The following is a 22,111-nucleotide window of genomic DNA, read 5'->3' on the forward strand; positions in this document are numbered from 1 at the left end:
CTATACATAAAAAAGCCGTCATCATTACACTCTATAGCTGTATAGATAATAAATTACCTCATCTTGTAATCACATCTTTTAAGTTTGAATTATTAATCAATACTTGGCTAATCTATTGGTCTTGGACCTCTATTACCCTGTGTATTTTCCAAGGTTAGAATAGGCCGAACTGTAATGTCTCCTATTACACGAATTTGGCAAGATAGCCGTAAACAGTCTTCATATAAATTCTCATCAATATTTTTAATAGCGAAGGCGTGTTTTTCTATTTTTGAAATATCCTTATATTCACCAGCTAAAACCTCCACTCTACAAGTTGTACATTTTGCTATTCCGCCACACTGATGCAAAATATTTATATTATTATCTTCAAGAGCTAATACTAATTTTTTTCCTTCTTCTACTTCAAAGGTTTTTCCTCCAAATACGGTGACAAATGGCATCTATGAATACTCCTCTCGTAATTTTCCTGATTAATGGGATTATAATTATCAGTTTGTATTGATCCAGCTATTCTCATACTTAGAAATCAACTTAAAAAATTTTACCTAGCGAGGAAGTTTGTATGAAGGGAAATGGTTTGAAGGATATCCATATCCATATGGTGGATAGCCATAGGAAGGGTTCCAAAGCACACATGAAGGAGTGTCTTGGGTAAAACCTAAAGGAGGTTTAAATATTTGGATATCTTTATCTTAGAGACGGAAATACAGATGAAGTACTTTTCAAAGCACAGCAATCCAACATTTCCTTTTTACCAGGCTCTGCATGTTATCCGGGAGAACCTCAATATAATCATATGAGAATTAGTTATTCCTTTCCAGATCATCAAGAGCTTGAATAAGTAGTTGTAAGATTATTACATTGTATTTGCAGGACAGAAAGTGAGGTGATTTTACTTTTTTTACTGTCTGAATGTAGAAGGATTGATTATTGATTCTCGCATATAAGCTAATTTAAATGATATGAGTATCTTTTCCGTGGAAGGTGCAAATGCTAACCTTAATGTATTTGATATAGTTAAAAATGCTATAAAAAAGTATCTTTTTTCCATTAATATTAACAAAAAGGGAAATATTTCTGAATAGAGATCATTTTTTTCTTAGAAATAAGCTAAAACTCTTTTCATCCATTACATAAAGCATATATAATTACTTATGTTTTTTCGACAATGGGGATCATGAATTAGGTCTATTTTTCATTCACATATTAGATCGTGGGAGAAATCTCCTTTTAAATACATTGGGGTAACCGTCAAAGGAGTTTTAACATCATGAAAGAAGAAGCAAAAAGCGCAGTCAAATGGGTTCCTTTCTTCATTACCCTTGCTGTTGGCGTAGCTATCTGGTTTTGTCCAGTACCTTCAGGAGTAGAGGAAAAAGCGTGGCATCTGTTTGCTATTTTTGTTGCGACAATTATAGGGTTTATAACGAAACCATTGCCAATGGGAGCTATATCCTTTATTGCTATGGCTATGATTGCCATAACGAATACATTAACCATTGAAGAGACATTAAGCGGTTTTGGCAATTCAACGATTTGGCTAATTGTTATTGCCTTCTTTATTTCTCGTGGATTTATTAAAACGGGACTAGGAGAACGAATTGCTTATGTATTTGTTCGTCTTTTTGGGAAAAAAACTTTGAGTCTGTCTTACTCTTTACTAGCTAGTGACCTAATATTAGCGCCAGCTATTCCTAGTAATACAGCTCGTGCTGGTGGTGTAATATTTCCAATCATCCAGTCACTATCTCATACTTTCGGATCTAGACCAGAAGACGGGACAGAGCGTAAGATGGGTGCCTTTCTTTTGAAGGTAGGTTTTCAAGGGAATTTAATAACGTCTGCTATGTTTATGACAGCCATGGCAGCAAATCCTCTAATTGTTAAGTTAGCAAGTGATTCAGCAGGAGTAACTATTACTTGGTTTGGTTGGGCAGTAGCCATGATAGTCCCTGGATTAACAGCTTTAATCGTTGTTCCTTATGTTATTTATAAAATCTATCCGCCTCAAATCAAGGAAACACCAGAGGCAGCAGCTATCGCTAAAAAGAAACTGGATGAATTTGGTCCACTGAAAAGTTCTGAAAAACGAATGATTGTAGTATTTGTAGCTGTATTGTCGTTATGGATTGGCGGAGACTACTTAGGCATTAGTGCCACTACAGCAGCTCTCATAGGTCTTTCATTGCTGTTATTGTTAAATGTGTTAACGTGGGCAGATATCAAAAAGGAAGAAGGAGCATGGGATACGTTAGTCTGGTTTGCAACGCTATTTATGATGGCATCTTTTATGAACAAACTAGGGCTGATTCCATGGTTTAGTAATGAAGTTGGTGGACTTGTATCCGGGTATAGCTGGATATGGGCTGTTTTAATATTAGCATTAGTCTATTTCTATTCTCATTATTTCTTTGCGAGTTCCACTGCCCATATTAGTGCGATGTATGCGGCATTTTTATCTGTTATGCTGCAAGCAGGAGCACCTGCTATGCTGGCAGCTGTATTATTAGCGGCATTTAGTAATTTATTTGGCGCCACTACTCATTATGGTTCTGGTCCAGCACCGGTCTTCTTTGGTGCAGGTTATATTGATCAAAAAAAATGGTGGACAGTTGGATTTGTAGTTTCCATTGTTACTATCCTGATTTTTGTTATAGTAGGAGGACTATGGTGGAAGCTTCTTGGTTATTGGTGAAATAATTAGCTTCTGTATCCGGATAGAAATATTTTCTATCCGGATATTTTTTATTTTTTGAAGAAGCGGTAACTGTACAGTATTATTTAGGGCGTAGCTTTTAAACCCAATTCTTTCATCAAGCGTTGTATCGTTTTATGGTTGATTAAAATTCCTTCATTTCGAAGTTCTAGACAAATACGACGATAGTCATAACGCCCTTATGGTGATGAAAAAGCGTCTGAATTTTTTCTTTTATTTCCTCATATTTATCGGGTTTTGTCGATTTTTAAAGGTTATAATAATACGTGCTTTTCTTTACTTTTGCAATTTTAAATAGAGCTTGAAGAGGAAAGTCCAGCCTTAGCTCATACACAGCTCTTACTTTTTCTGTGATTGAATGCATCCTTTTCTTGAACTAAGGCTTTCAACTTTTTTAAATAGGCATTTTCCATACGTAAATATTCAATTTCCTCTTTTAGCTCTTCCATCGTTTTCTCATTTAAATCGTTCGAAGGTGTATGTTTTTTTGCATCGTTCGGTCCTCCCTTTCTACTAGATAGAACATCTCTCAGTCTTTAACGTCTATTGCTTTTTCAGTCTTCGAATGTTTCACGGGAAGTAATATTAAACTTCGCAGCGGTCTGAAGGAGGGGAGTGTTATGTCTCCAACAATTCCTTTTATTTAAAACGAGTCATCATAATTTGTACATCCATGAAGGTGAATAATTCCTTCGAAGCCGTGATATCGATATTATTCAATCGATAATCGAATGTAATGTCAATCGATCTGTAATCCACTTCTAATCATTTTACGGTTAATGGAGGAGGCGTGTTTTTTAGAAAGCTAAGCTGAGTTTGTTGTCCTTTGTTTACCTGTCATTTGGTGTTATGATAAAAATGGATATCAATAATAAACTACATATTAAAAGTAGTATGGACACAAAACAACACCTAATGAAAGAGATGGACAAGTGTAATGAGTCATTTAATTGTACAAAATTTAACGAAAACAGTGGGCGATAAAACGCTCTTTCAAAATATTGAATTTACGATTTATGAGGGGGAGCGAGCTGGGCTAATTGGTATTAATGGTACTGGTAAATCCACATTGCTTTCTATTTTAGCTGGTGACATCGAAGCGGATTCAATGAATGTTGATCGCCCAAATAAATACCGTGTAGCTTATCTACCACAGGAGCCTACTTTTGAAAGCGGAGAAACTGTGTTACAAGCAGTGTTTGCAGGGGATTCACCTATTTTAAAACTTAATCGTGAATATGAGGAAACGGTTGCTGCACTTGCATTAAATCCGACTTCAGAAAGTTTACAAAAAACGTTATTTAGCTTGCAACATCGTATGGATGAGGAGCAGGCATGGGATGTCAATGCACTCGCTAAGACAGCACTTACGAAGTTTGGAATTGAAATGTTTGATAAAGAAGTATTAACACTGTCAGGTGGTCAGCAAAAGCGCGTTGCTTTAGCTAAAGTATTAATTGAGCCGGCAGATCTTTATTTATTGGACGAGCCTACCAACCATTTGGATGTGCAGTCAACGGAGTGGCTGCAGGAAATGGTGTTGCGATTAAAGGGAGCAGTTATATTTATTACCCATGATCGTTATTTCTTAGATGAGCTGTCTACTCATATTTACGAGCTAGCTGATCAAACATTATACCGACATACTGGGAATTATGGGGATTATATAGAAGCACGTGCTATTCGTGAGGAAATGAAAGCAGCCTCCGCACAAAAAGACCGTAACCGCTATCGTTCAGAATTAAAATGGATTCGTCGTGGAGCGAAAGCGCGTTCTACGAAGCAAAAGGCACGTATCCAGCGCTTCGAGCATTTAGAAGATAACATGGAGCGTAAATCTGAGGATGTTTCTCTTGAAATTGGCCTTGCAACAACACGTCTCGGTCGGAAGGTTTTAGAGGCTGAAAATATTTCAAAGGCTTTTGGTCATCAAAAAATCCTTGATCACTTTTCATTTTTACTACAGCAGGGCGATCGTATCGGTATTATCGGAGCGAATGGTGTAGGAAAATCAACATTATTGAACATGCTAGCAGGAGAACTGACACCTGATGCTGGTGAAATTCTTGTTGGTTCGACAGTGAAGTTAGCGCATTTTAAACAAACTCTACCAAAAATGAATGAAAATGAGCGCATGATTGAATATATCCGTGAAGCTTCAAATGATATAACAGATGCAGAAGGTGTACGTTATTCAGCTGCTCAAATGCTCGAGCGTTTCTTATTCCCACTTCATGCGCACGGTACACCTATCGGTAAATTATCGGGTGGTGAGCGTAAACGTCTGCATTTATTACGATTATTAATGGAGCAACCAAACGTCCTGTTACTAGATGAGCCTACAAATGATTTGGATATTGAAACATTAGGTGTGCTTGAGGATTTCATTGAGCATTTCCCTGGAGTCGTTATAACTATATCCCACGATCGCTTTTTCTTAGATCGAATTGCGAAAAAGCTATGGATTTTAGATGGTCTTGGGCATGTTGATGAGACGCTTGATATTTACAGTGAATATTTACAAAAGCGTGAACATGAAGCCGCTGTAAAGGTAGAAGCGCCAAAAGTCGAGAAACCTAAGACCGAAAAGCCTAAATCGGACAAGAAAAAATTATCCTTTAAAGAGCAAAAAGAATGGGAAACGATTGCTGATGAAATAGAAAAGACGGAAACAGCAATTATGGAGACAGAAGAAGGTATTGCCAACGCTGGTGCTGATTTTACAAAGCTACAGGAATTAACATCGAAGCTAGATGAGCTAAATGCACAATATGAACACCTTATTGAAAGATGGTCATATTTAGATGAAATCGTAAATGGATAAGGAGCGATAGACATGAAGATTATTACAATTGAACCGACACCAAGCCCTAATTCTATGAAGATTGTCGTTGATACAGAGTTACCTTTTGGTAAAAGCTATAATTTTACAAAGGATAATAAAGATGAAGCTACTGGTGAAGCAGCAGCGATTTTAGCAATCGAAGGTGTTAAAGGTGTTTATCATGTAGCAGATTTCTTCGCTGTTGAACGTAACGCAAAGTATGCATGGGAAGGTATTTTAGCAAGCATTCGTCAAGTGTTAGGTGAAGATGTACATGAAGTAAACACAGAACAAGTAGCCAATGAATTTTATGGTGAAGTGTACGTTCATGTGCAGTTTTATAAGCAAGTACCACTTCAAGTAAAGGTATTTGATAATCAACGTGAGCACCGTGCAAGCTGTGGTGAGCGCTTTGTAGAAGCTTTCAATAAAATTATTGAGACAGCAGTTGATGAAAATTATATTTTCCAACGTAAATGGATTGACTATGGCGTACGTTATGGAGAGCTTGAGGAAATTGCGGAAGCAGTAAAAGAAGAAATCGATGTCACATATTCTGAAGAACGTTTAGCGGAGATTGTCGCAATGATTAATGATTCTGAGAAAACTATTGAGAAGCCAGTTAAGCTAAAAATTACTGTTGAACAGTTTAAGCAACCAGAATGGGAAAAACGTTTCCAATTGCTTGACCAAATGGCAGATCCAGAGCTAGATGATTTACCGTTATTAGATTTGGCGTTACAAGATGAGCAGATGTCAATTCGTCGACTTGCAACCGTTTATTTAGGTATGATTGAAGATGTGGCAGTTGTTCCATATTTAGAAAAGGCATTACAGGACAAAAGTGCAGCAGTACGTCGAACTGCAGGAGATTGTATGAGTGATCTTGGCTTCGTGGAATTTGAAGACGCGATGCAGCAAGCATTACAGGATAAAAACAAACTTGTTCGTTGGCGTGCAGCCATGTACTTATATGAAGTCGGTACCGAGAAATCATTAGCGGCATTAAAGGCTGCTGCAGAAGATAAAGAGTTTGAAGTGAAGCTACAAGTAAAAATGGCGATTGCCCGCATCGAACAGGGTGAGGAAGCAAAAGGTTCTGTTTGGAAGCAAATGACAGAATCTCGCCAGCAATAAATTGAAACTTTAATCAGTGACCCGTTAATGGGGATAAAAGAAATAAACCAGCTCTCTGCTGAATGTAGTTCAACAGAGACGCTGGTTTTCTTTTATTGTTGCTTTTGGTGAAAAGTTCTCTACTAATGTTTCAATAAAAATATCAACCTTTGGTAAATGATAAAATGTACTTGGTTTCGAATATGTATACATTTTTATTTAATGAATAAAGATATACTGTTCCCCTTGTGCAAGTATTAATCCTAATTCTATCTTGCCCTCTTTTCCTCTTTTCCTGCTGCAAATTGACGATAGGGAAGTCTGCTTGCATGACTGCATTTCTTTAGGAAGTTTCAATTTGTCTTAAATCTTCAAATGTCATAGCACAAAGTTTAAAAACTTGATGCTATATAAACTTCTCCGTCAATACACCTTTAATTTGGTCCTTTCATAACTAAAAGCTATTTATTTTTTTATCACCGAAAGATGAGATGACATTTTAATTAAACCTATGTCATGCGAATAAGCTGATTGGAGTGGAGATTGGGCGACTCCTTGGGGATTAGCGTTACAGACGAGACCATGGAGCGAGCCAATAGAGGAACGAAGTCTAAGAGCATCACGTCCAACAATTGCGATTCCACAAATTGCGGTCAATTTCCGCTATGTTCGTACAGCTATTTTAGAGCAAGTTCAGCTCGATTATGTGCGTACGGTTCGAAGTAAAGGGATGTCTGAGCAAAATGTTATGTATAAGCATGTCTTAAAAAATTCGATGATTCCAATATTAACGGTATTTGGATTAATCATGGCTGAAGTTGTTGCTGGAACGATTATTGTGGAGCAAGTATTTTCACTCCCAGGTGTTGGTCAACTCCTTATCACGGCTATTAGTAATCGTGATTTTCCATTAGTACAGGGAATCGTAATGTATATTACTGTTGCAGTGGTCATGATCAATTTTATGGTTGATATTTTATATTCTGTGTTAGATCCTAGAATCCGATTACGATGAGCGAGGTGGATACGATGAAAAATATACAAAGGTACATGAAAAATATCAATTTAATCATTGGTCTACTAGTCATTGTCGGTTTTCTAATCGTAATGATTATCAGCTTTTTTTATACACCGCATGATGTGAACTCGATGAATATACCTCAAAAATTACGTAGCCCAAGTAGTGATTATCTTTTTGGTACAGATGAATTTGGTCGTGATATTTTTAGCCGTATTATGAAAGGAACACAAACGGCCTTTACAGTCGGTCTACTGACGGTATTTATCGGAACAATTTTTGGTATTTTAATTGGGGGTATAGCGGGGTATGTAGGAGGCTGGATCGATGAAATTTTTATGCGCATGATGGATGCATTAATGGCCTTTCCAGGAATTATATTAGCTTTAATGCTCGTTGCGGTATTTGGACCAGGGATTGTTAATACTGCTATTGCATTAGGCATTATTGCCATACCAGCCATAGCTAGAATTGCGCGTAGTGGATTCGTCCAACATCGTGACACTGAATATGTCTTAGCAGCAAAGCTAATCGGCGTAAAACCTTATAGCATTATGTTTCGCCATATTTTACCCAATATTTCATCGCAGATTATCGTCGCCGCAACTGTAACCTTTGCAACTGCGATGCTTGCGGAGGCGGCACTGAGTTATTTAGGGCTTGGCGTGCAGCCACCAAACCCTAGTTGGGGACGAATGTTAAAAGATTCACAAGCTTATTTAGTTGGAGCCCCTTGGTACACTTATGCGCCAGGTGGAGCCATTACAGTACTTGTATTAGGTTTGTATATGCTTAGCAATGCGTTACGCGATTTTATGGATCCACGTTCAAAAGCGTAACATATCAGGTGCTGTTTTTTTCAATAATTCATAGGCCTTCACCGCTATTTCTATATTGAGACGGTGAGGGGCCTGTAAAAAATCAGTTCCTAAAATATTTTCTAGTCGTTCAATTCGTTTATAGAGTGTTTGACGGACAATAAATAATTGTTCAGCTGTATCATTTTTGGCACCATTGCATGCTAAATAAACACAAAGCGTTTGATAAAGGTCATTACCATTCTTTTGATCAATCAACAGTATTTCTTGTAAATAATCTTTAACGTATTGCAAAAGGGCAGCATGATCCTGATGTAATAACAATCTGTAAACACCTAAATCCTTGTAGTAAATAGAAGAAGCAAGTTCATTGTGTTGCATTTGAATGGTTGTTTTTGCCTCTTTATAGCCTTGCTGTACACTGTTAATGGATTGATAAACATTGCTAATGCCAAAGGTAAGGGTTATTTGCTCGAAAAGCTGTGGTGTTTTTCGAGCAATAATCTGCTGTATAGCTTGATTAAAAGGGTCACGATTTTCTTCCATATCATCAGCTGCGATGTAAAATGCAAGAATAATAATTTCATGCTGTCGAACCGACACGGTAGGGAAAAAGCCAAGTTTTTTTATAATGGAACGAACAAACATGACATTTTGTAGCTGTATTTCTTGCCAGTCTTCCTCTGAAAAGGTATTGGCATAATCAAGCATATTAAACACGACTACGCGATAAAATAAGTTGCGACTTTCCATCGGCAAATAACTTTGATAATACTGAAGATCAATGGGTTCTCCTTGTATTAAGGCGAGGATAAATTCATCTTCACGACTTTGCTGCCGTTCCTGTAGCATTCGATTACGCATTAATATTTGGGCAATAGACATCGTTGCACGTTCAAGGTTTAACAATGTATAATCACTTGGCTTCGGCAGTGCAGAATGCATACATAAATAGCCCCATACTTGTCCAAGTCCGTTGACTGGAATGATGACGAAATGATCTTTATCAATGGACAGTAGTTGAATGGGTTCATGTAATTCTAGTTGCTGACAGTGGTCCTCCATAAGTTGTAAATACATTTTGGCTTCTATTGGATAATAATAGCTTTTTGTATCTTCAGAGACAAATAAAAATAATGCATCTGTATCTTGATGAAGCACCTGTAAAATTTTTAAAATCCCATTTGGCATTAACGACAATTCCATAAAGGTCCTTGATATCGTATCAAGCTGTGTTAATGCTTGCTGATGCTGATTAATAATGTAAGTATGTAGATCCTGCGTAATATCGATAAATCTTACAACCTCTTCAAAAATGATGATAGGAAAATCATGAGCATTAGCCATTGCAACCAGTTCTGCAGGGACATAATTAAAATAATCACCAATCTCAATACAAAGAGTTGCAGCCCCGTTACGAATAAGGTTTTGCAAGTAAGCAATTTGTGTTTCACGCTCTAACTGTAAACCTACACCGGTTGTTAATATGAGCTCACCGCCATTTATTAAAGTATCAAAATCTTTTATTTCTAAAATATGTGTCCATAGTACTTGTCGATTTAGGCCTTGTTGTCCTGCGATTAGCTTGGCAGATTCAAAATGCTTTCGCTTTAATACATCACGTACAAGTAGAGGATGTTTCGACATAAATAAGCACCTACCCTTCGAATGTACTTTAATAATTATGTTAGATTAATCAGAAATTTTCAACATTAACTAGAATAATAGAGTAAATTCGTTGAATAAGGGTTCCCGGGGATAGAGGCGGACGGATGTATGGCGTGGAGCGATAATATTACACTTAAAGGCAATGAACGTAGGCTTGCTATATCATCATTAAAATGGTGAACGGAAGGAGCTCACTTTGACAATTTTTATGGTCGCTGTATTTAAAAAGGTATTCTTCACAAAGAAAGGCGATTCCAAATGCTCAGAAGCGCAAGGAATCGCCTTTAATAATTTCGTTTATGTCCTTTTTTTACATATTCCCAATCAGTTTCAATGTTTTGACGAATACGAATTAATAAGTCGTGAATACTGTCAATTTCTTCAGGAGAAAAACCATCTAATGCTCTAGCATTCGAATAGTCTCCTTCTCGCTTTAACAATGGATAAATCTTTAGACTTTTTTCTGTTGGGAAAAGCTGTTTGTTTTTTTTGTTACCAATTTCATTACGCTTTTCAACAAAACCTTTTGTTTCTAACTTTCGAATCGCTCGAGAGGCAGTTGTGCGATCTACCTTCAATAGTTCCGCAACCTTTTCCTGAATAATACCAGGGTTTTCACAGATGCGGGTGACATACAAATATTGTCCCTTTGTTAAATCGAGTTCTTTAAACTCAATATTACTAATGGAATCAAGTGCCCGCGCAATCGCACCAATATCTCGCAAAATTTCCTTCATTGATTGCCTCCGAAAAAATTATTATTGTATTTGCAACAAAAAATGCTCTATACTATATATTATCATCCATGCAAGGAAATTTCACTTCATATATACAGTGGGGTTCTTTTGTAAAGCTGTTCTAGTTGCGGAGTGGACGGCTTTAGCGGCGGAAAACAAAGTTCTATCAACGGCGAGTACGCTCCTAACAGCAAAAAACGAGGAGGAATATAAAGATGAACACGAAAAAAATTACAGATGAACAGGATTTACAAACAGCATTTGCCATTCGCCAAAAAGTTTTTATAGAGGAACAGAAGGTGCCTAAGGAAGAAGAATTTGATGAATTCGACACACTAGATGCAGCATGTGATCATATTCTTCTGTACTATAACGAACAACCTGTTGGCACTGGCAGACTGCGAGTTGTTGATGGCTACGGCAAACTAGAGCGTATATGTATACTAATAGAATTCCGCAAATTTGGTCTAGGTAAAGTGATTATCCAAAGTTTAGAGGAAATAGCACTTGAAAAAGGTTTAACAAAATCTAAATTAAACGCACAATCTTATGCAGAGGGTTTTTATGAAAAATTAGGCTACAAGCGTGAAGGTGAAGAATTTATGGATTGTGGCATCCCACATATTTTAATGAAAAAGTAATTGAATAGGGAGTTAGATGTATGAGTTTAGGAAGTCCGGTTTTATGCCGAGTATTGAGAAAATATTAGAAGAAAGGCTACATCAAATTATCATCATTCTAGTTAGAATTGTAACTTTTTAGGATATGGAAAGTCTAATATTCTAAAAGGGGTGATAAATTGAAGAAATGGGTAACGCTTAGCTTTTTCTTAATTTTCCTTATGGGCTGTCAATCAATACCGTTTGGAGGCAGTCAAATAGTAATTGACTGGGTAGATTTTATCAAATGGAACGGTATTGAATATGATGGTATTAACAATGGTATATTAGCAGATAAATCATTAATAGAAAAAGAAATAGGAGAAGTTCAATTTAAAGTAGCAGATAATGTTTCTAATTCATCTTATAAGCTAAAAGATGGAGATGCTGCGTTTCAAGAAAAAGGAACTAAACTTTACTCTGTTAAAGGAGAAGATGATGTTATAGCAGTAAGGGATCAATCAGCTATTAATGGTTATCGAATTTATTTCACTAGAGAAAGTACAGAGTATAAATGGTACTTTGATCATGTACCTTTAGATCAAGTAAAAAAGATTGAACTATATAAATTTTTTACACCAGAGGGAAAAAAGCAAATTGCTACTTTTGTGGATAAAACTGAAATAGACGACTTTCTGGAAATCCTTTCAAACAGTAAGAAGGCTCTAACATTTGAACCAGATACAAGTACTAGAGATCCAATTAGCTACGCTATTATCTTATACACGGATGAACCTATTGCTTATAAATACAGTTTACAATATGACGGAAATACATATTTTTGGTACCCGTCAGATACAGCGATTTTGTCAGGTGACATTCAACGTTTTATTCTTGAAAAATAGCAAACTAGATATAATATTAGTTTGCTATTTTTCTTTTAGTGCAATAGCTCTTTTATTTTTTCCCATAATGGCTTAATTTTTTCTTTATTCGGCACATGTTCAAATATCCAATCTGATTCGTTTTCGAAGGTGTTCACTAATTTCTTTACTGCCATCTCATGTGTTACAAGGCTCATACAATTCATGATATCAACTACCTCATCTAATGGGTCAGTGGGTAATGAATTAGATAACGCTTTAAGTCCAAGTAAAGCCCGCTCAGGACAATATTTATGCAGTAGAACTTTTGCGAAGTGTTCTAAACTATTCCGCAGTAAATGAACACTCCAAATCTCATTTCCACGTTTAGCACTCCAATAATATTGATACAAATACCATACAGTATCATCTACAGCATCTTGAAATTCGAGTGAAGTTAATGACAAAGTAGTATTTTTTTGTTTAGCTGTGAGAATTTCATTTGGATCAAATAATATTTTAATCGCATCGTTATCACTTATTTCAGAGGGAGTTACTGTAAATAAATCGATATGAATCAAATCTTCATATACGACTAATAGTTGAGGGGCTATAATATAGATATCATCAACGAATAATGTTTTCTTATAAGCTTCAATATGTTTGTTGCGGTTGGGCAAAAATGCTTCGACATTTTCTTCATTCACAACGCAATAAATATCGATATCTGAAAATTCATCATGCTCCTCTCTAGCCATCGATCCTCTTAAAAATACAGCTTCAATATAGTGATCATCTTTTAAATTATCAAGTAAAACCCAAACTACAAGATCTAATTTCAAGAATATCCTCTCCTTCAATAAAAACAGGCTACCCAAGTTGTTTTTTGAGCAGCCCTATTTTGCTAGACCTCCTTAACAACAGTACATGAGAAGCTATCGTGAGGAAGAAGTTGTCCATTTTGTTGTTCGAATGCTTTTGGATTTTTCAAGTAATCGAAAGTGCTAATTGAGTCACGATAAGCCATTCGTTTCAAAAGTTGAGAGGAAGTCAGCTTAGACTTATTTTCATTTTCAAGAACTAGCCCCATTTTTTTGTAACCAACTGTTTGCCCCTTTTTACGGAATTGTGCAAACTCAAGTGACCACATAACGATTGTCGGTGTGACGATGGCATGAATTGCCTCTTTTTTTACTTTTTTTCGCAGGACATATTCCACTCCAGCTGTGACAGCCGTAGAAATAGCCAAATCAATTAGAAATGCTTTAGTTCGTTTTTTTGTAATAGATTTCATCGAAGCGCCTCCTCAAATATTTAAAAGAACATATTATTTTTAAATGCAAATTCTTGCTTGGAAAGGTAAGATGCAATGGCACCATGTTTTGTTGTCGAAGCTCCTGCATAGCTATTCGCGAATGTAAGAAGGGAGACAGCATGCTGTTTACAAAAATCGATTAGATTGATCGCTGTAATCTGCTTGTTAAGAAGAATGGCTAACAAGGCTCCAATAAAGGCATCGCCCGCTCCGGTTGTATCAATCGCATGGACCTTGTCAGCCGGTACTTTGACATGAAGCTTTTTAGTATAAAGACTTGCACCTTCTGCTCCACGAGTAACTATGAGTACTTGTACTTTCCCTTGAAATAATGAGTGGACCGCTGTTTCCTCCTCCTCAATCGCTGTTAAAAATAAAAGTTCTTCCTCGGACAATTTAACGATATGAGCCTTTGGTAAAAATTCTAAAATGGTTTGACGACATGCCTTCGCATCATTCCATAGTGGCAAGCGAACATTTGGATCAAAAGAAACGAGACTACCTGCCTGATGTGCCTGTTCAATCAAGGCTACATGTGCATGTTTCATCGGGCTTTCTACTAAATTAACTGAACAAAAATGAAGAATATCTTTATCTGTTAATAGATTAGTTGGGAGTTGCATTTTGTTGTATAGCAAATCTGCGGCGTGGCGTCGATAAAATAAGAAATCACGGCCTCCATCATCCGTCAGTGAAACAAAGGCTAGACTTGTTTCACCATTAGCAGTTTGAACAATATAGTTCGTATCGACATCGGCTTTTTTTAATGTTTCTACTAGAAAATCTCCAAAAGCATCATGACCTACCTGTGTAATGAGGGCTGCTTGTTGCTCAAGTTTTGCACAAACAGCTGCAACATTAGCAGGAGCCCCACCAGCATTTTTAGTAAATTGCTCTATTGTAGCAAGGGAGGCATTTTGTTCAGTAGGTGTAAAATCAATTAATAATTCACCAATTGCATAAAGTTTACTCACGGAAAAACCTCCTTTAAATAAAATGTTGCTGTCGCTTCGCTTTCGCACAGAAAACATTTGTTGCTGTCGCTTCGCTTTTGCACAGAAAAATTGCCACAGGGTGTGGGCTTTCCGTCGCTTTGTCTGACCTTTCCGTCACTAAGCGCTTTGCATCCGTCGTTCTGCTAGTCCGTTCCGCCGCCTTCATGTTTATCCGTCGCGCTGCCCGACCTTTCCGTCACTAAGCGCCTTGCATCCGTCGTTCTGCTAGTCCGTTCCGCCGCCGTCATGTCTATCCGTCGCGCTGCCCGACCTTTCCGTCACTAAGCGCTTTGTATCCGTCGCTCTGCCAGTCCGTTCCGTCGCTCTGTTCGACACCTTGTCCTTTGTGTTCTTAGACTGAGTTCCTCTATTTCAGTATATGTTTGGATATCCACTGAAAAGGAAGCACACCCGCATTCATCTCTTCACCTTTAAAAGTGGGAGTCTTCTGTACCTGTCGCTATGCTTTCGCTGATGAAGATAAATAAGAACTAAGTCTGAGACACACGCTTTTTCTTTGGTACGTAAATTGTGTAAAAAATGCCACCAAAAATTAATACAATACCAATTGTTTGCATGAAGCTCGGCATAAAATCAAGTAACAGCATATCAAGCAATATAGCCACAACTGGATCTACAAATACTAATACTGAAACTAGAATAGTAGTGAGGCTCCGAATACTATCAAAAAATAAATAGTAAACAAATCCTGTATGAATAAAGCCTGTTCCTAAAATATATAGCCAGTTTATTGTCGTTAAGCCTTCAAAAAGCGAAAAATTAACAAATGGCAATAGTATGATAATTCCGACTGCAGTTTGGATATATGTTAGTGCATAGGAGCTGAGCTTTGTGATTGTTTTACTTGTAAGCATCGTAAACGCGTAAAACAATGCAGACAGTAATGCCCAAATAAAGCCTGATTTCATAAATTCAGAGAGTGACATAAAATTATTTAAGCCAATAATGAGCATACTGCCAATAAAGCAAGTTACTGTTGCTAGCAATGCTTGAATAGTCATTTTTTCTTTTAAAAACAATGCGCCAAATATTAATACGAATATCGGTGCTAAATTATAGATAGAAATGGCAATGGAAATTGACATTTCTTCAAAGGCTTTAAATAAAAATACCCAGTTTAAGACAATAAAGACACCGCATAGAAGAGTACGTAATATTTCTTTTTTATCCCATATCTCTGTTTTATGACCACCTGTGATAAGCCACATTCCTCCTAGAAAGAGGGTAGCGCAAATACATCTAATAAATACTAGCTCGGTAGCAGGTACGCCAGTATGAACGGTAAAAAATCCAATAGAGCCAAAAAGGGCCATTGAAACAGTTAGTTTGATAATCGCTGATATGTTCATCCAAAACCTTCTTTCTATAAAATTATTATCATTCTTGTCGCTTGTGAAAGTAGGGGAGACTTAACGCTATTTCGCTTCGTTCTCAAAGTTTTTCGCTCAGGTAGAGTGTGGAACCCTCAGTTAAGAGAAGAATCTGCTCAGGTAGAATCTGAATCTGCTCAGCTAACAGTAGAATCTACTCAGATAGAAGCCGCCCCCGTCTCTGCAAAAAAATAAGGAAAGAAAGCCGACAGTTGACATACGCTGTCGGCTTTTCATTCATAGTCTACAATTATTCTCGGATTTGGCCGTTGCCGTGAATGTAATACTTTGTAGATGTTAACGCTGGTAAGCCCATTGGTCCGCGAGCGTGTAATTTTTGCGTACTAATACCGATTTCTGCACCGTAACCAAATTCAAAGCCGTCAGTGAAGCGAGTGGAGGCATTGTGATAAACAGCTGCAGCATCCACGCTATTTAAGAAAGTATCTGCTACTAACTGATCCTCTGTCATGATGGCTTCAGAGTGGTTCGTGCCGTATTGATTAATATGTTCGATTGCTTCATAAACGTTTTCCACAATTTTAACGCTTATTTTTAAATCTAAATATTCAGTTGCATAGTCTTCTGCTGTCGCTAGTTGAGCGAAATCAAGAGCTTGACAAACGGTATCATCACCGATAATTGTCACACCTGCTTGATGCATAGCACTTAGTAGCTGTTTGCCGTGCTTACTAAACCAATCAGGGTGGATAAGTAAGCTTTCTGCTGCATTACAAACCGAAGGACGTTGTGTTTTCGCATTGATACAAACTTTTTCTGTTTTTATGTAATCGGCCGTTTGGTCCACATAAATATGACAGTTACCAGCACCTGTTTCTAGTACTGGTACAGTGGCTTCACTCACTACTAAGTCAATAAGTGCCTTTCCGCCACGAGGAATCAATACATCTAAGTATTTTTTTAAATGGAACAATTCTTTAACAGTTTCACGATTTATATCCTCGATTAATTGTACAGCGTTCACAGGGATAGACGTTTTGCTAAGGGCACGATGAATACTCGCCACAAGAGCTACATTAGAAAATTTGGCAGAAGAGCTACCACGTAAAATGACTGCATTGCCTGTTTTCAATGATAATGTTGCCGCATCCACTGTTACATTAGGTCGCGCCTCGTAAATCATACCGATAACGCCAATTGGCACTAGACGCTTTTCAATCAGCAATCCATTATCTTTTTCTATTCGCTCTAAGAGACTGCCTACTGGATCATTTAATTCAACAAGTAACTGAATGGCACTTGACATAGCTTCTACTCGTTCTTTGTTTAGCATGATGCGATCAAGTGTAGAAGCGGGCATACCTTGTTTCTCGCCATGAGCTAAATCCTTTGCATTTTCAGTAATGATAGTATCTTGGTCGATTATTAATTGTTCGGCAATTTTTGTGAGAGCCTCATTTTTTTCGCAAGTTGTTTTAATATTTAAAATATAACTTGCGGCCTTTGCTAACTTTCCCTTTTCTTGCACTTCACTTGTCATGTAATTTCCTCCTTAATTTGTTTGGATTTTTAGCCATTTATCACGGTGAATGACCTCGATTGGATAGTTCGCTAACTCATCTGTACGTTTTCCCATCGCATGTGCTAACTCGAGGGAAGAATATAAGACTTCACCGCGGCCCAGCAGTCCATTGTCACTATAGACCTCGACAACGTCGCCATTTGCGAAGTCGCCTTCGACACGATATACACCAGCAGGCAACAAGCTTTTCCCATTTGCTAATAATGCATGTTCAGCACCGCTATCTATAAAAATTTTACCAGATACTTCCGTGAGTGCAATCCACTGTTTATTATTTGTTAAAATAGCAAGCGCGTCATGCTCAACATACGTACCATCACCACGTCCTTCTACGATGTCGACAAGCTTATTCGCACCGTGACCAGTTCCGATAAACACCTTAACACCTGCATTTAAAGCTGCTCGAGCTGCCAATAATTTGGATTCCATACCACCTGTACCGACCTTCGAACCTACACCATCTGCGAAGCCAAGCATCTCATCAGATACCTCTGTTAAACGATCAATACGTTTGGCATATGGGTTTTTATTTGGATTGGCGCTATACAAGCCATTGATGTCAGTTAAGATAATGAGCTGATCGGCATGAACAAGACCACTTACTAGTGCCGATAACATGTCGTTATCTCCAAAGGTTAATTCGCTGACAGATACCGTATCATTTTCGTTAATGATTGGCAGTATCGAGCGCTCTAATAATTCCTCAAATGTGGCATAAGCATTTTTATAGCGTTCTTTTTTTGAAAAATCAGTGCGTGTTAGTAAAATTTGTGCAGGTACAATATCATAAATGCTAAACAAAGCATTGTAGGTTTGAATAAGTAAACTTTGCCCAACCGCCGCTGCAGCCTGTTTACCTTTTACTGTAACGGGTCGAGAAGGGTACCCTAGCTGCTTAAAGCCTGCTGCAACTGCACCTGATGAAACAAGCAATACTTCATGACCGTATTTTTTTAATTCAGCTATCGCTTGAACATGGTCCATTAAACGCATTTTATCAATTTCACCTTTTGCATTTGTTAAGGAGCTACTTCCAATTTTGACGACGATTCTTTTTCTTTCCATAGCAATACCTCCAATTCGTCATTACACTTCCATAATCAATTATGCCTCGGCATAATTGGCTTTCGCACAGATAAATTGCCACAGGACGTGGCGTTCTTAGACTGAGTTCCTCTATTTCAGCGGATGTTTGATTGCTGAAAGTTAAAAATAAAAAAACCTTTTCATCCTAATAAATTAGGACGAAAAGATTTGCTTTCCGTGGTACCACCTACATTGAACGTCATTGACATTCCACTTTGCTCATAACGCTTGAGACTGCGCCTAGTTTAGCTAGGACGTTTTTACGAAGTAGGTTCTTTAGTCTTTCTTGTACAATGCCTTACAGCCGATGGGCATCGCTCTCTGATCAAGCAGTTTCTAGGTATTAGTCTTCGTTCGCTTTTATTATATAATTCAGCATCTTTTTTGAATGGCCCATTTTAGTTGATGTTCCATTTCTCAAAAAGTAATTGAATAAAGAATGCACTACTTTAGCAAGTATGTCAAGCAGATTAGGAATGTTAATAGAAAGATGTAATACTGAACAATCGAGGGTATAGTATGAGTGGGAAATTAACAAAACTTTGTTTACTTGTACCACCAGATTGCGACTAATAGTGGGAGCATTGCCATAACAATCACAAAAAAGCTCCATAATATTTGTTTTCCTGAAGACATATTTTTCGGTTTTATACTCATTTGTTCATATAGTTCGTTGATGGCACGTTGTTCTTTTGCATAAAGCATTGTTTGAAATTCATCGTAATCTTGAATATAACTTGAGGGAGGGCGAGGGCTAAAACGCAAACTTCGAATATCATCAGTAATCTCTTTTTCACCCATAAAATAAGTAATAACTGGCGCTAACCCTGAATTTTGTGCAGCCTGTACCTCGATATCATGTGTTTTCATTTTATAATAGACATGTCCTTGCTCGTCTTCATATTGCTTTACAATATCACTTACTGCCACCGACAAACACCTCTTTCTCCAAAACAATACGACTTTTACGTTATGATATTATTCATTATAAGGTATTAAAGGAGAAAAGTGTTGTTTAAACGAGCATAATTGAAATGAATAATTTTTCTTGTGAAAATTTAGAAGAGTGCGTCGTCGTGTAGTATAATGGAAAAAATATTTTATAATGGTTCTTTTCTAAAAGTAATTGTTCATTACCGAAATCAGGGTATGATATTTTGTTAAAACGTATGTCATGTATTTAGTTGAACCTATTTAAAAGTAATGGAAAGAAGGGGTAGTATTGGCATTTTCAACGATATTGGCGTTTTTAGGAGCAGCAATTATTTTAACACTAATGCCAGGACCAGATAATTTATTTGTTCTTGCACAAAGCATTACACAGGATAAAAAGGCGGGTATCGCGACATCACTTGGTCTCTGTACTGGTTTGCTCGTTCATATAGGGGCGGCTGTTCTCGGAATCTCAGCTATTATTTATCAATCAACAGTTATTTTTTCTATTGTTAAGTTTGCAGGAGCAGCGTATTTATTGTATTTAGCTTGGCAATCATTTCGCGCAAAAGGGGATCCATTCACGCTGGAACAGCAAAATAAACAAGCCTATGTGACGTTATATCGAAAAGGTATTTTAATGAATATTTTAAATCCAAAAGTTTCTTTATTTTTCTTAGCACTATTGCCACAGTTTGTAAATCCTTCTAATGGCCATGTAGGTTTGCAGATGTTAATTTTGGGTATTGTATTTTTAGTACAAGCGCTTATACTATTTTCATTATTTAGTATTTTTGCAGGTAAAGTAAGAAAAGTAATTATTGGGAAGCCTGCAATTGCTAAACGATTGAATATGATTCAAGGCGTACTTTTCACTTTTATTGGAATACAAATAGCGTTGAGTAAACAGTAAAATGGGGGATTTTCATGGCAATTTTACATATAACGTTTAGCTTATCTACACAAGGTTCGATAAAACATGCGATACGACAGCATCATTTACAACGAGATGAGTCAGTGCTTAGTATCAATGAGATTTTCTCGATTGGTCCACTAAGCAGTGCAGAAGAAAGAAAAAGCTGGTTAGAAGCTCATATCTTTAGGGACAATGAAGAACGTGAATTGTACGAGGATCTTCAACAAGCATGGAAGAAAAAAATTGCCGGTTTACCGTGCGATGTTGATGTCTGGGTTTGGTACAGCCAAAGTACTCATGAAGAGATTGGGTTACGTTTTGTCATGAGCGAGTTGATCAATAAATGTAGTATGGTATATGGCATTGATGCTACAGAGGGCTTGAAACGTGTACAGCCAAACATGATGATTCGTCAAACAGGTGAACTTGCGTCAGACTTGTTAATGAAGTTCCGTTCTGAGGCAAAGCGGTTTTCTATTGATGAGTGTCAGCAACTTGCAAAGGAATGGGAAGAGCTGAAACAAAACCCTAGTACACTGCGAGTTTGGCAAGATGGAATTGTACATGTAGCGGAAGATGCATTGGATCCTATCATTTTGGAATGTGCGGAAAGAGCACATGCCGAACTAAATGAGGAATGGCTTATACCGATGCGTATCATCGGTGAAACAATTGGTGCAATTGATGATTATTTAAGTGAAGAGTTTGTGGAAAAATGCTTGATGACCCTTGCAAAGCAGGGGCTTTTTGAGATTGATGGAGATACAAAAGATATGTATTCTTATCAAGTGAAATATGTAGGAAAGTAATAATAAATTTCTTTGCAGCAACCACCTTTCTTATGGAGAAGGTGGTTTTTGATGTTGAAGAAAATTGTCTTGTAGTGAACCTCAAAATGAGAAAATACTCATTAAAAATTTATTGAACTCTTAAATCATTCTCCTAAACTTTTCATAACGACCTGTCAGAATAGGGACTGTAAGAAAACTTTACAATAATTTTTAGGAGGAACTCAAAATGATAAAGAAATTAATGATCCCAGTTTTAGCAGCGACATTTATTGGAGGCGCGTTTGCAGGTAATTATGTCATCACTTCTGCATTTGCTAGTAGCGATAAAGTGGAGACTAGTCAGGTAGAAGCTGAAAAGGATGACGATAACATTGCTGAACTGCAAGCGAAAGCAAAATTATCAGTAGAAAAAGCCCAAGAGATTGCTCTTGAAAATGTTACAGGAACAGTGCAAAAATCTGAATTAGAAGATGAAGACGGTGTTGTGGTTTACGGTTTTGAAATAAAAATTTCATCTGGCGATGTGAAAGATGTAAAAATCGATGCTGCTTCAGGTAAAGTAGTGAAAGTGGAAGCGGAAAATGAAGATGATGGAGCAGAAGAAAACGATTAATCGTATCAATTAAAGGAATGGGTGAAGACCCTTCCTTTTTTCTTTTTTGTCACTTTTTGTAGGTAGTTGCAATAATATCTCTTTAAAATGGAGATTATAGGATGGAAAATAGATGAACTTCTGCTCTTTATTATGCAACCAGTTAGGCTACTCGCAATAGGTATCG

20 protein-coding genes and 2 pseudogenes are annotated in these 22,111 nt (G+C 37.2%); 10 read left to right on the top strand and 12 right to left on the bottom strand.

Going from position 1 to position 22,111, the window contains the following annotated elements; translation table 11 throughout:
- Window positions 1–107: 107 nt before the first annotated feature.
- Window positions 108–443, bottom strand: coding sequence for a 2Fe-2S iron-sulfur cluster-binding protein (locus ACQKOF_RS09415; RefSeq protein WP_427555856.1), 336 nt, complete (start codon window positions 441–443; stop codon window positions 108–110).
- Window positions 444–1,273: 830 nt separating this feature from the next.
- Here ACQKOF_RS09415 and ACQKOF_RS09420 point away from each other — a divergent pair.
- A complete protein-coding gene (locus tag ACQKOF_RS09420; protein WP_427555859.1) occupies window positions 1,274–2,698 on the top strand; it encodes an anion permease in 1,425 nt (474 codons plus the stop codon).
- An 86-nt stretch (window positions 2,699–2,784) separates the two neighbouring features.
- Here ACQKOF_RS09420 and ACQKOF_RS09425 read toward each other — a convergent pair.
- Both ACQKOF_RS09425 and ACQKOF_RS09430 read right to left on the bottom strand, forming a co-directional pair.
- Window positions 2,785–2,886 (bottom strand): annotated as a pseudogene (locus ACQKOF_RS09425) (IS3 family transposase); the annotation flags it as partial.
- A gap of 159 nt (window positions 2,887–3,045) precedes the next feature.
- Window positions 3,046–3,168 (bottom strand): hypothetical protein, encoded by a 123-nt coding sequence (locus ACQKOF_RS09430; RefSeq protein WP_427555862.1) that lies wholly within the window; start codon window positions 3,166–3,168, stop codon window positions 3,046–3,048.
- A gap of 488 nt (window positions 3,169–3,656) precedes the next feature.
- Here ACQKOF_RS09430 and ACQKOF_RS09435 point away from each other — a divergent pair, with 488 nt between their 5' ends.
- The 4 genes and pseudogenes from ACQKOF_RS09435 to ACQKOF_RS09450 all read left to right on the top strand — a co-directional run bounded on the left by ACQKOF_RS09435 (window position 3,657) and on the right by ACQKOF_RS09450 (window position 8,516).
- A complete protein-coding gene (locus ACQKOF_RS09435) occupies window positions 3,657–5,543 on the top strand; it encodes an ABC-F family ATP-binding cassette domain-containing protein (protein ID WP_427555865.1) in 1,887 nt (628 codons plus the stop codon).
- A gap of 12 nt (window positions 5,544–5,555) precedes the next feature.
- On the top strand, window positions 5,556–6,680 hold the full coding sequence (locus ACQKOF_RS09440) for a conserved virulence factor C family protein (RefSeq protein WP_427555869.1): 1,125 nt from the start codon (window positions 5,556–5,558) through the stop codon (window positions 6,678–6,680).
- A 604-nt stretch (window positions 6,681–7,284) separates the two neighbouring features.
- Window positions 7,285–7,674, top strand: a pseudogene (locus ACQKOF_RS09445) (ABC transporter permease); the annotation flags it as partial.
- Window positions 7,675–7,688: 14 nt separating this feature from the next.
- A complete protein-coding gene (locus ACQKOF_RS09450; RefSeq protein ID WP_427555872.1) occupies window positions 7,689–8,516 on the top strand; it encodes an ABC transporter permease in 828 nt (275 codons plus the stop codon).
- Here ACQKOF_RS09450 and ACQKOF_RS09455 read toward each other — a convergent pair.
- A complete protein-coding gene (locus ACQKOF_RS09455) occupies window positions 8,505–10,142 on the bottom strand; it encodes a PucR family transcriptional regulator (protein WP_427555875.1) in 1,638 nt (545 codons plus the stop codon). The two genes, ACQKOF_RS09450 and ACQKOF_RS09455, sit on opposite strands and share 12 nt — an antisense overlap.
- A 305-nt stretch (window positions 10,143–10,447) precedes the next feature.
- Window positions 10,448–10,900 (bottom strand): MarR family winged helix-turn-helix transcriptional regulator, encoded by a 453-nt coding sequence (locus tag ACQKOF_RS09460; RefSeq protein WP_427555878.1) that lies wholly within the window; start codon window positions 10,898–10,900, stop codon window positions 10,448–10,450.
- Between the two features lie 215 nt (window positions 10,901–11,115).
- On the opposite strand from ACQKOF_RS09460, the gene ACQKOF_RS09465 reads away from it, so the two are divergent.
- Together ACQKOF_RS09465 and ACQKOF_RS09470 are read left to right on the top strand one after the other, a co-directional pair.
- Window positions 11,116–11,541 carry a GNAT family N-acetyltransferase gene (locus ACQKOF_RS09465; RefSeq protein WP_427555881.1) on the top strand — a complete coding sequence of 142 codons (426 nt, stop codon included), beginning with the start codon at window positions 11,116–11,118 and terminating at the stop codon, window positions 11,539–11,541.
- A gap of 158 nt (window positions 11,542–11,699) precedes the next feature.
- Entirely contained in the window at window positions 11,700–12,404 is a 705-nt protein-coding gene (locus ACQKOF_RS09470) for a hypothetical protein (RefSeq protein ID WP_427555884.1), read from the top strand.
- Window positions 12,405–12,439: 35 nt separating this feature from the next.
- On the opposite strand, the gene ACQKOF_RS09475 is transcribed toward ACQKOF_RS09470, so the two are convergent.
- The 7 genes from ACQKOF_RS09475 to ACQKOF_RS09505 all read right to left on the bottom strand — a co-directional run bounded on the left by ACQKOF_RS09475 (window position 12,440) and on the right by ACQKOF_RS09505 (window position 19,622).
- Entirely contained in the window at window positions 12,440–13,204 is a 765-nt protein-coding gene (locus tag ACQKOF_RS09475) for a nucleotidyltransferase domain-containing protein (RefSeq protein WP_427555887.1), read from the bottom strand.
- A 62-nt stretch (window positions 13,205–13,266) separates the two neighbouring features.
- On the bottom strand, window positions 13,267–13,656 hold the full coding sequence (locus ACQKOF_RS09480; RefSeq protein WP_427555890.1) for an RDD family protein: 390 nt from the start codon (window positions 13,654–13,656) through the stop codon (window positions 13,267–13,269).
- A 20-nt stretch (window positions 13,657–13,676) separates the two neighbouring features.
- A complete protein-coding gene (locus ACQKOF_RS09485) occupies window positions 13,677–14,651 on the bottom strand; it encodes a carbohydrate kinase family protein (protein WP_427555893.1) in 975 nt (324 codons plus the stop codon).
- Between the two features lie 512 nt (window positions 14,652–15,163).
- Window positions 15,164–16,042, bottom strand: a complete 879-nt coding sequence (locus ACQKOF_RS09490; RefSeq protein ID WP_427555896.1) for a DMT family transporter — start codon at window positions 16,040–16,042, stop codon at window positions 15,164–15,166.
- Window positions 16,043–16,313: 271 nt separating this feature from the next.
- Window positions 16,314–17,564, bottom strand: coding sequence for a glutamate-5-semialdehyde dehydrogenase (locus ACQKOF_RS09495; RefSeq protein ID WP_427555899.1), 1,251 nt, complete (start codon window positions 17,562–17,564; stop codon window positions 16,314–16,316).
- Window positions 17,565–17,576: 12 nt separating this feature from the next.
- Entirely contained in the window at window positions 17,577–18,671 is a 1,095-nt protein-coding gene (gene proB, locus ACQKOF_RS09500) for a glutamate 5-kinase (protein WP_427555902.1), read from the bottom strand.
- Between the two features lie 567 nt (window positions 18,672–19,238).
- The gene (locus ACQKOF_RS09505) at window positions 19,239–19,622 is read right to left on the bottom strand and encodes a sodium:proton antiporter (RefSeq protein ID WP_427555905.1); all 384 of its coding nucleotides are present in this window, start codon (window positions 19,620–19,622) and stop codon (window positions 19,239–19,241) included.
- A gap of 292 nt (window positions 19,623–19,914) precedes the next feature.
- Here ACQKOF_RS09505 and ACQKOF_RS09510 point away from each other — a divergent pair, with 292 nt between their 5' ends.
- The 3 genes from ACQKOF_RS09510 (at window position 19,915) to ACQKOF_RS09520 (ending at window position 21,945) form a co-directional block, all read left to right on the top strand.
- A complete protein-coding gene (locus tag ACQKOF_RS09510) occupies window positions 19,915–20,538 on the top strand; it encodes a LysE family translocator (protein WP_427555908.1) in 624 nt (207 codons plus the stop codon).
- Between the two features lie 14 nt (window positions 20,539–20,552).
- The gene (locus ACQKOF_RS09515; RefSeq protein WP_427555911.1) at window positions 20,553–21,350 is read left to right on the top strand and encodes a DUF1835 domain-containing protein; all 798 of its coding nucleotides are present in this window, start codon (window positions 20,553–20,555) and stop codon (window positions 21,348–21,350) included.
- Window positions 21,351–21,558: 208 nt separating this feature from the next.
- A complete protein-coding gene (locus tag ACQKOF_RS09520) occupies window positions 21,559–21,945 on the top strand; it encodes a PepSY domain-containing protein (protein WP_427555914.1) in 387 nt (128 codons plus the stop codon).
- The last annotated feature ends 166 nt before the right edge of the window (window positions 21,946–22,111 follow it).

Origin of the sequence: Lysinibacillus sp. NPDC093190, assembly GCF_050280425.1 — a bacterium.
GTDB lineage: Bacteria > Bacillota > Bacilli > Bacillales_A > Planococcaceae > Lysinibacillus.

Bases quoted from the DNA above. Each gene is read 5' to 3' on its own strand.
- proB (WP_427555902.1), bottom strand. From the start codon at position 18,671: ATGGAAAGAAAAAGAATCGTCGTCAAAATTGGAAGTAGCTCCTTAACA.
- ACQKOF_RS09440 (WP_427555869.1), top strand. From the start codon at position 5,556: ATGAAGATTATTACAATTGAACCGACACCAAGCCCTAATTCTATGAAG.
- ACQKOF_RS09415 (WP_427555856.1), bottom strand. From the start codon at position 443: ATGCCATTTGTCACCGTATTTGGAGGAAAAACCTTTGAAGTAGAAGAA.
- ACQKOF_RS09490 (WP_427555896.1), bottom strand. From the start codon at position 16,042: ATGAACATATCAGCGATTATCAAACTAACTGTTTCAATGGCCCTTTTT.
- ACQKOF_RS09450 (WP_427555872.1), top strand. From the start codon at position 7,689: ATGAAAAATATACAAAGGTACATGAAAAATATCAATTTAATCATTGGT.
- ACQKOF_RS09460 (WP_427555878.1), bottom strand. From the start codon at position 10,900: ATGAAGGAAATTTTGCGAGATATTGGTGCGATTGCGCGGGCACTTGAT.
- ACQKOF_RS09435 (WP_427555865.1), top strand. From the start codon at position 3,657: ATGAGTCATTTAATTGTACAAAATTTAACGAAAACAGTGGGCGATAAA.
- ACQKOF_RS09430 (WP_427555862.1), bottom strand. From the start codon at position 3,168: ATGGAAGAGCTAAAAGAGGAAATTGAATATTTACGTATGGAAAATGCC.
- ACQKOF_RS09515 (WP_427555911.1), top strand. From the start codon at position 20,553: ATGGCAATTTTACATATAACGTTTAGCTTATCTACACAAGGTTCGATA.
- ACQKOF_RS09495 (WP_427555899.1), bottom strand. From the start codon at position 17,564: ATGACAAGTGAAGTGCAAGAAAAGGGAAAGTTAGCAAAGGCCGCAAGT.
- ACQKOF_RS09520 (WP_427555914.1), top strand. From the start codon at position 21,559: ATGATAAAGAAATTAATGATCCCAGTTTTAGCAGCGACATTTATTGGA.
- ACQKOF_RS09455 (WP_427555875.1), bottom strand. From the start codon at position 10,142: ATGTCGAAACATCCTCTACTTGTACGTGATGTATTAAAGCGAAAGCAT.
- ACQKOF_RS09480 (WP_427555890.1), bottom strand. From the start codon at position 13,656: ATGAAATCTATTACAAAAAAACGAACTAAAGCATTTCTAATTGATTTG.
- ACQKOF_RS09465 (WP_427555881.1), top strand. From the start codon at position 11,116: ATGAACACGAAAAAAATTACAGATGAACAGGATTTACAAACAGCATTT.
- ACQKOF_RS09420 (WP_427555859.1), top strand. From the start codon at position 1,274: ATGAAAGAAGAAGCAAAAAGCGCAGTCAAATGGGTTCCTTTCTTCATT.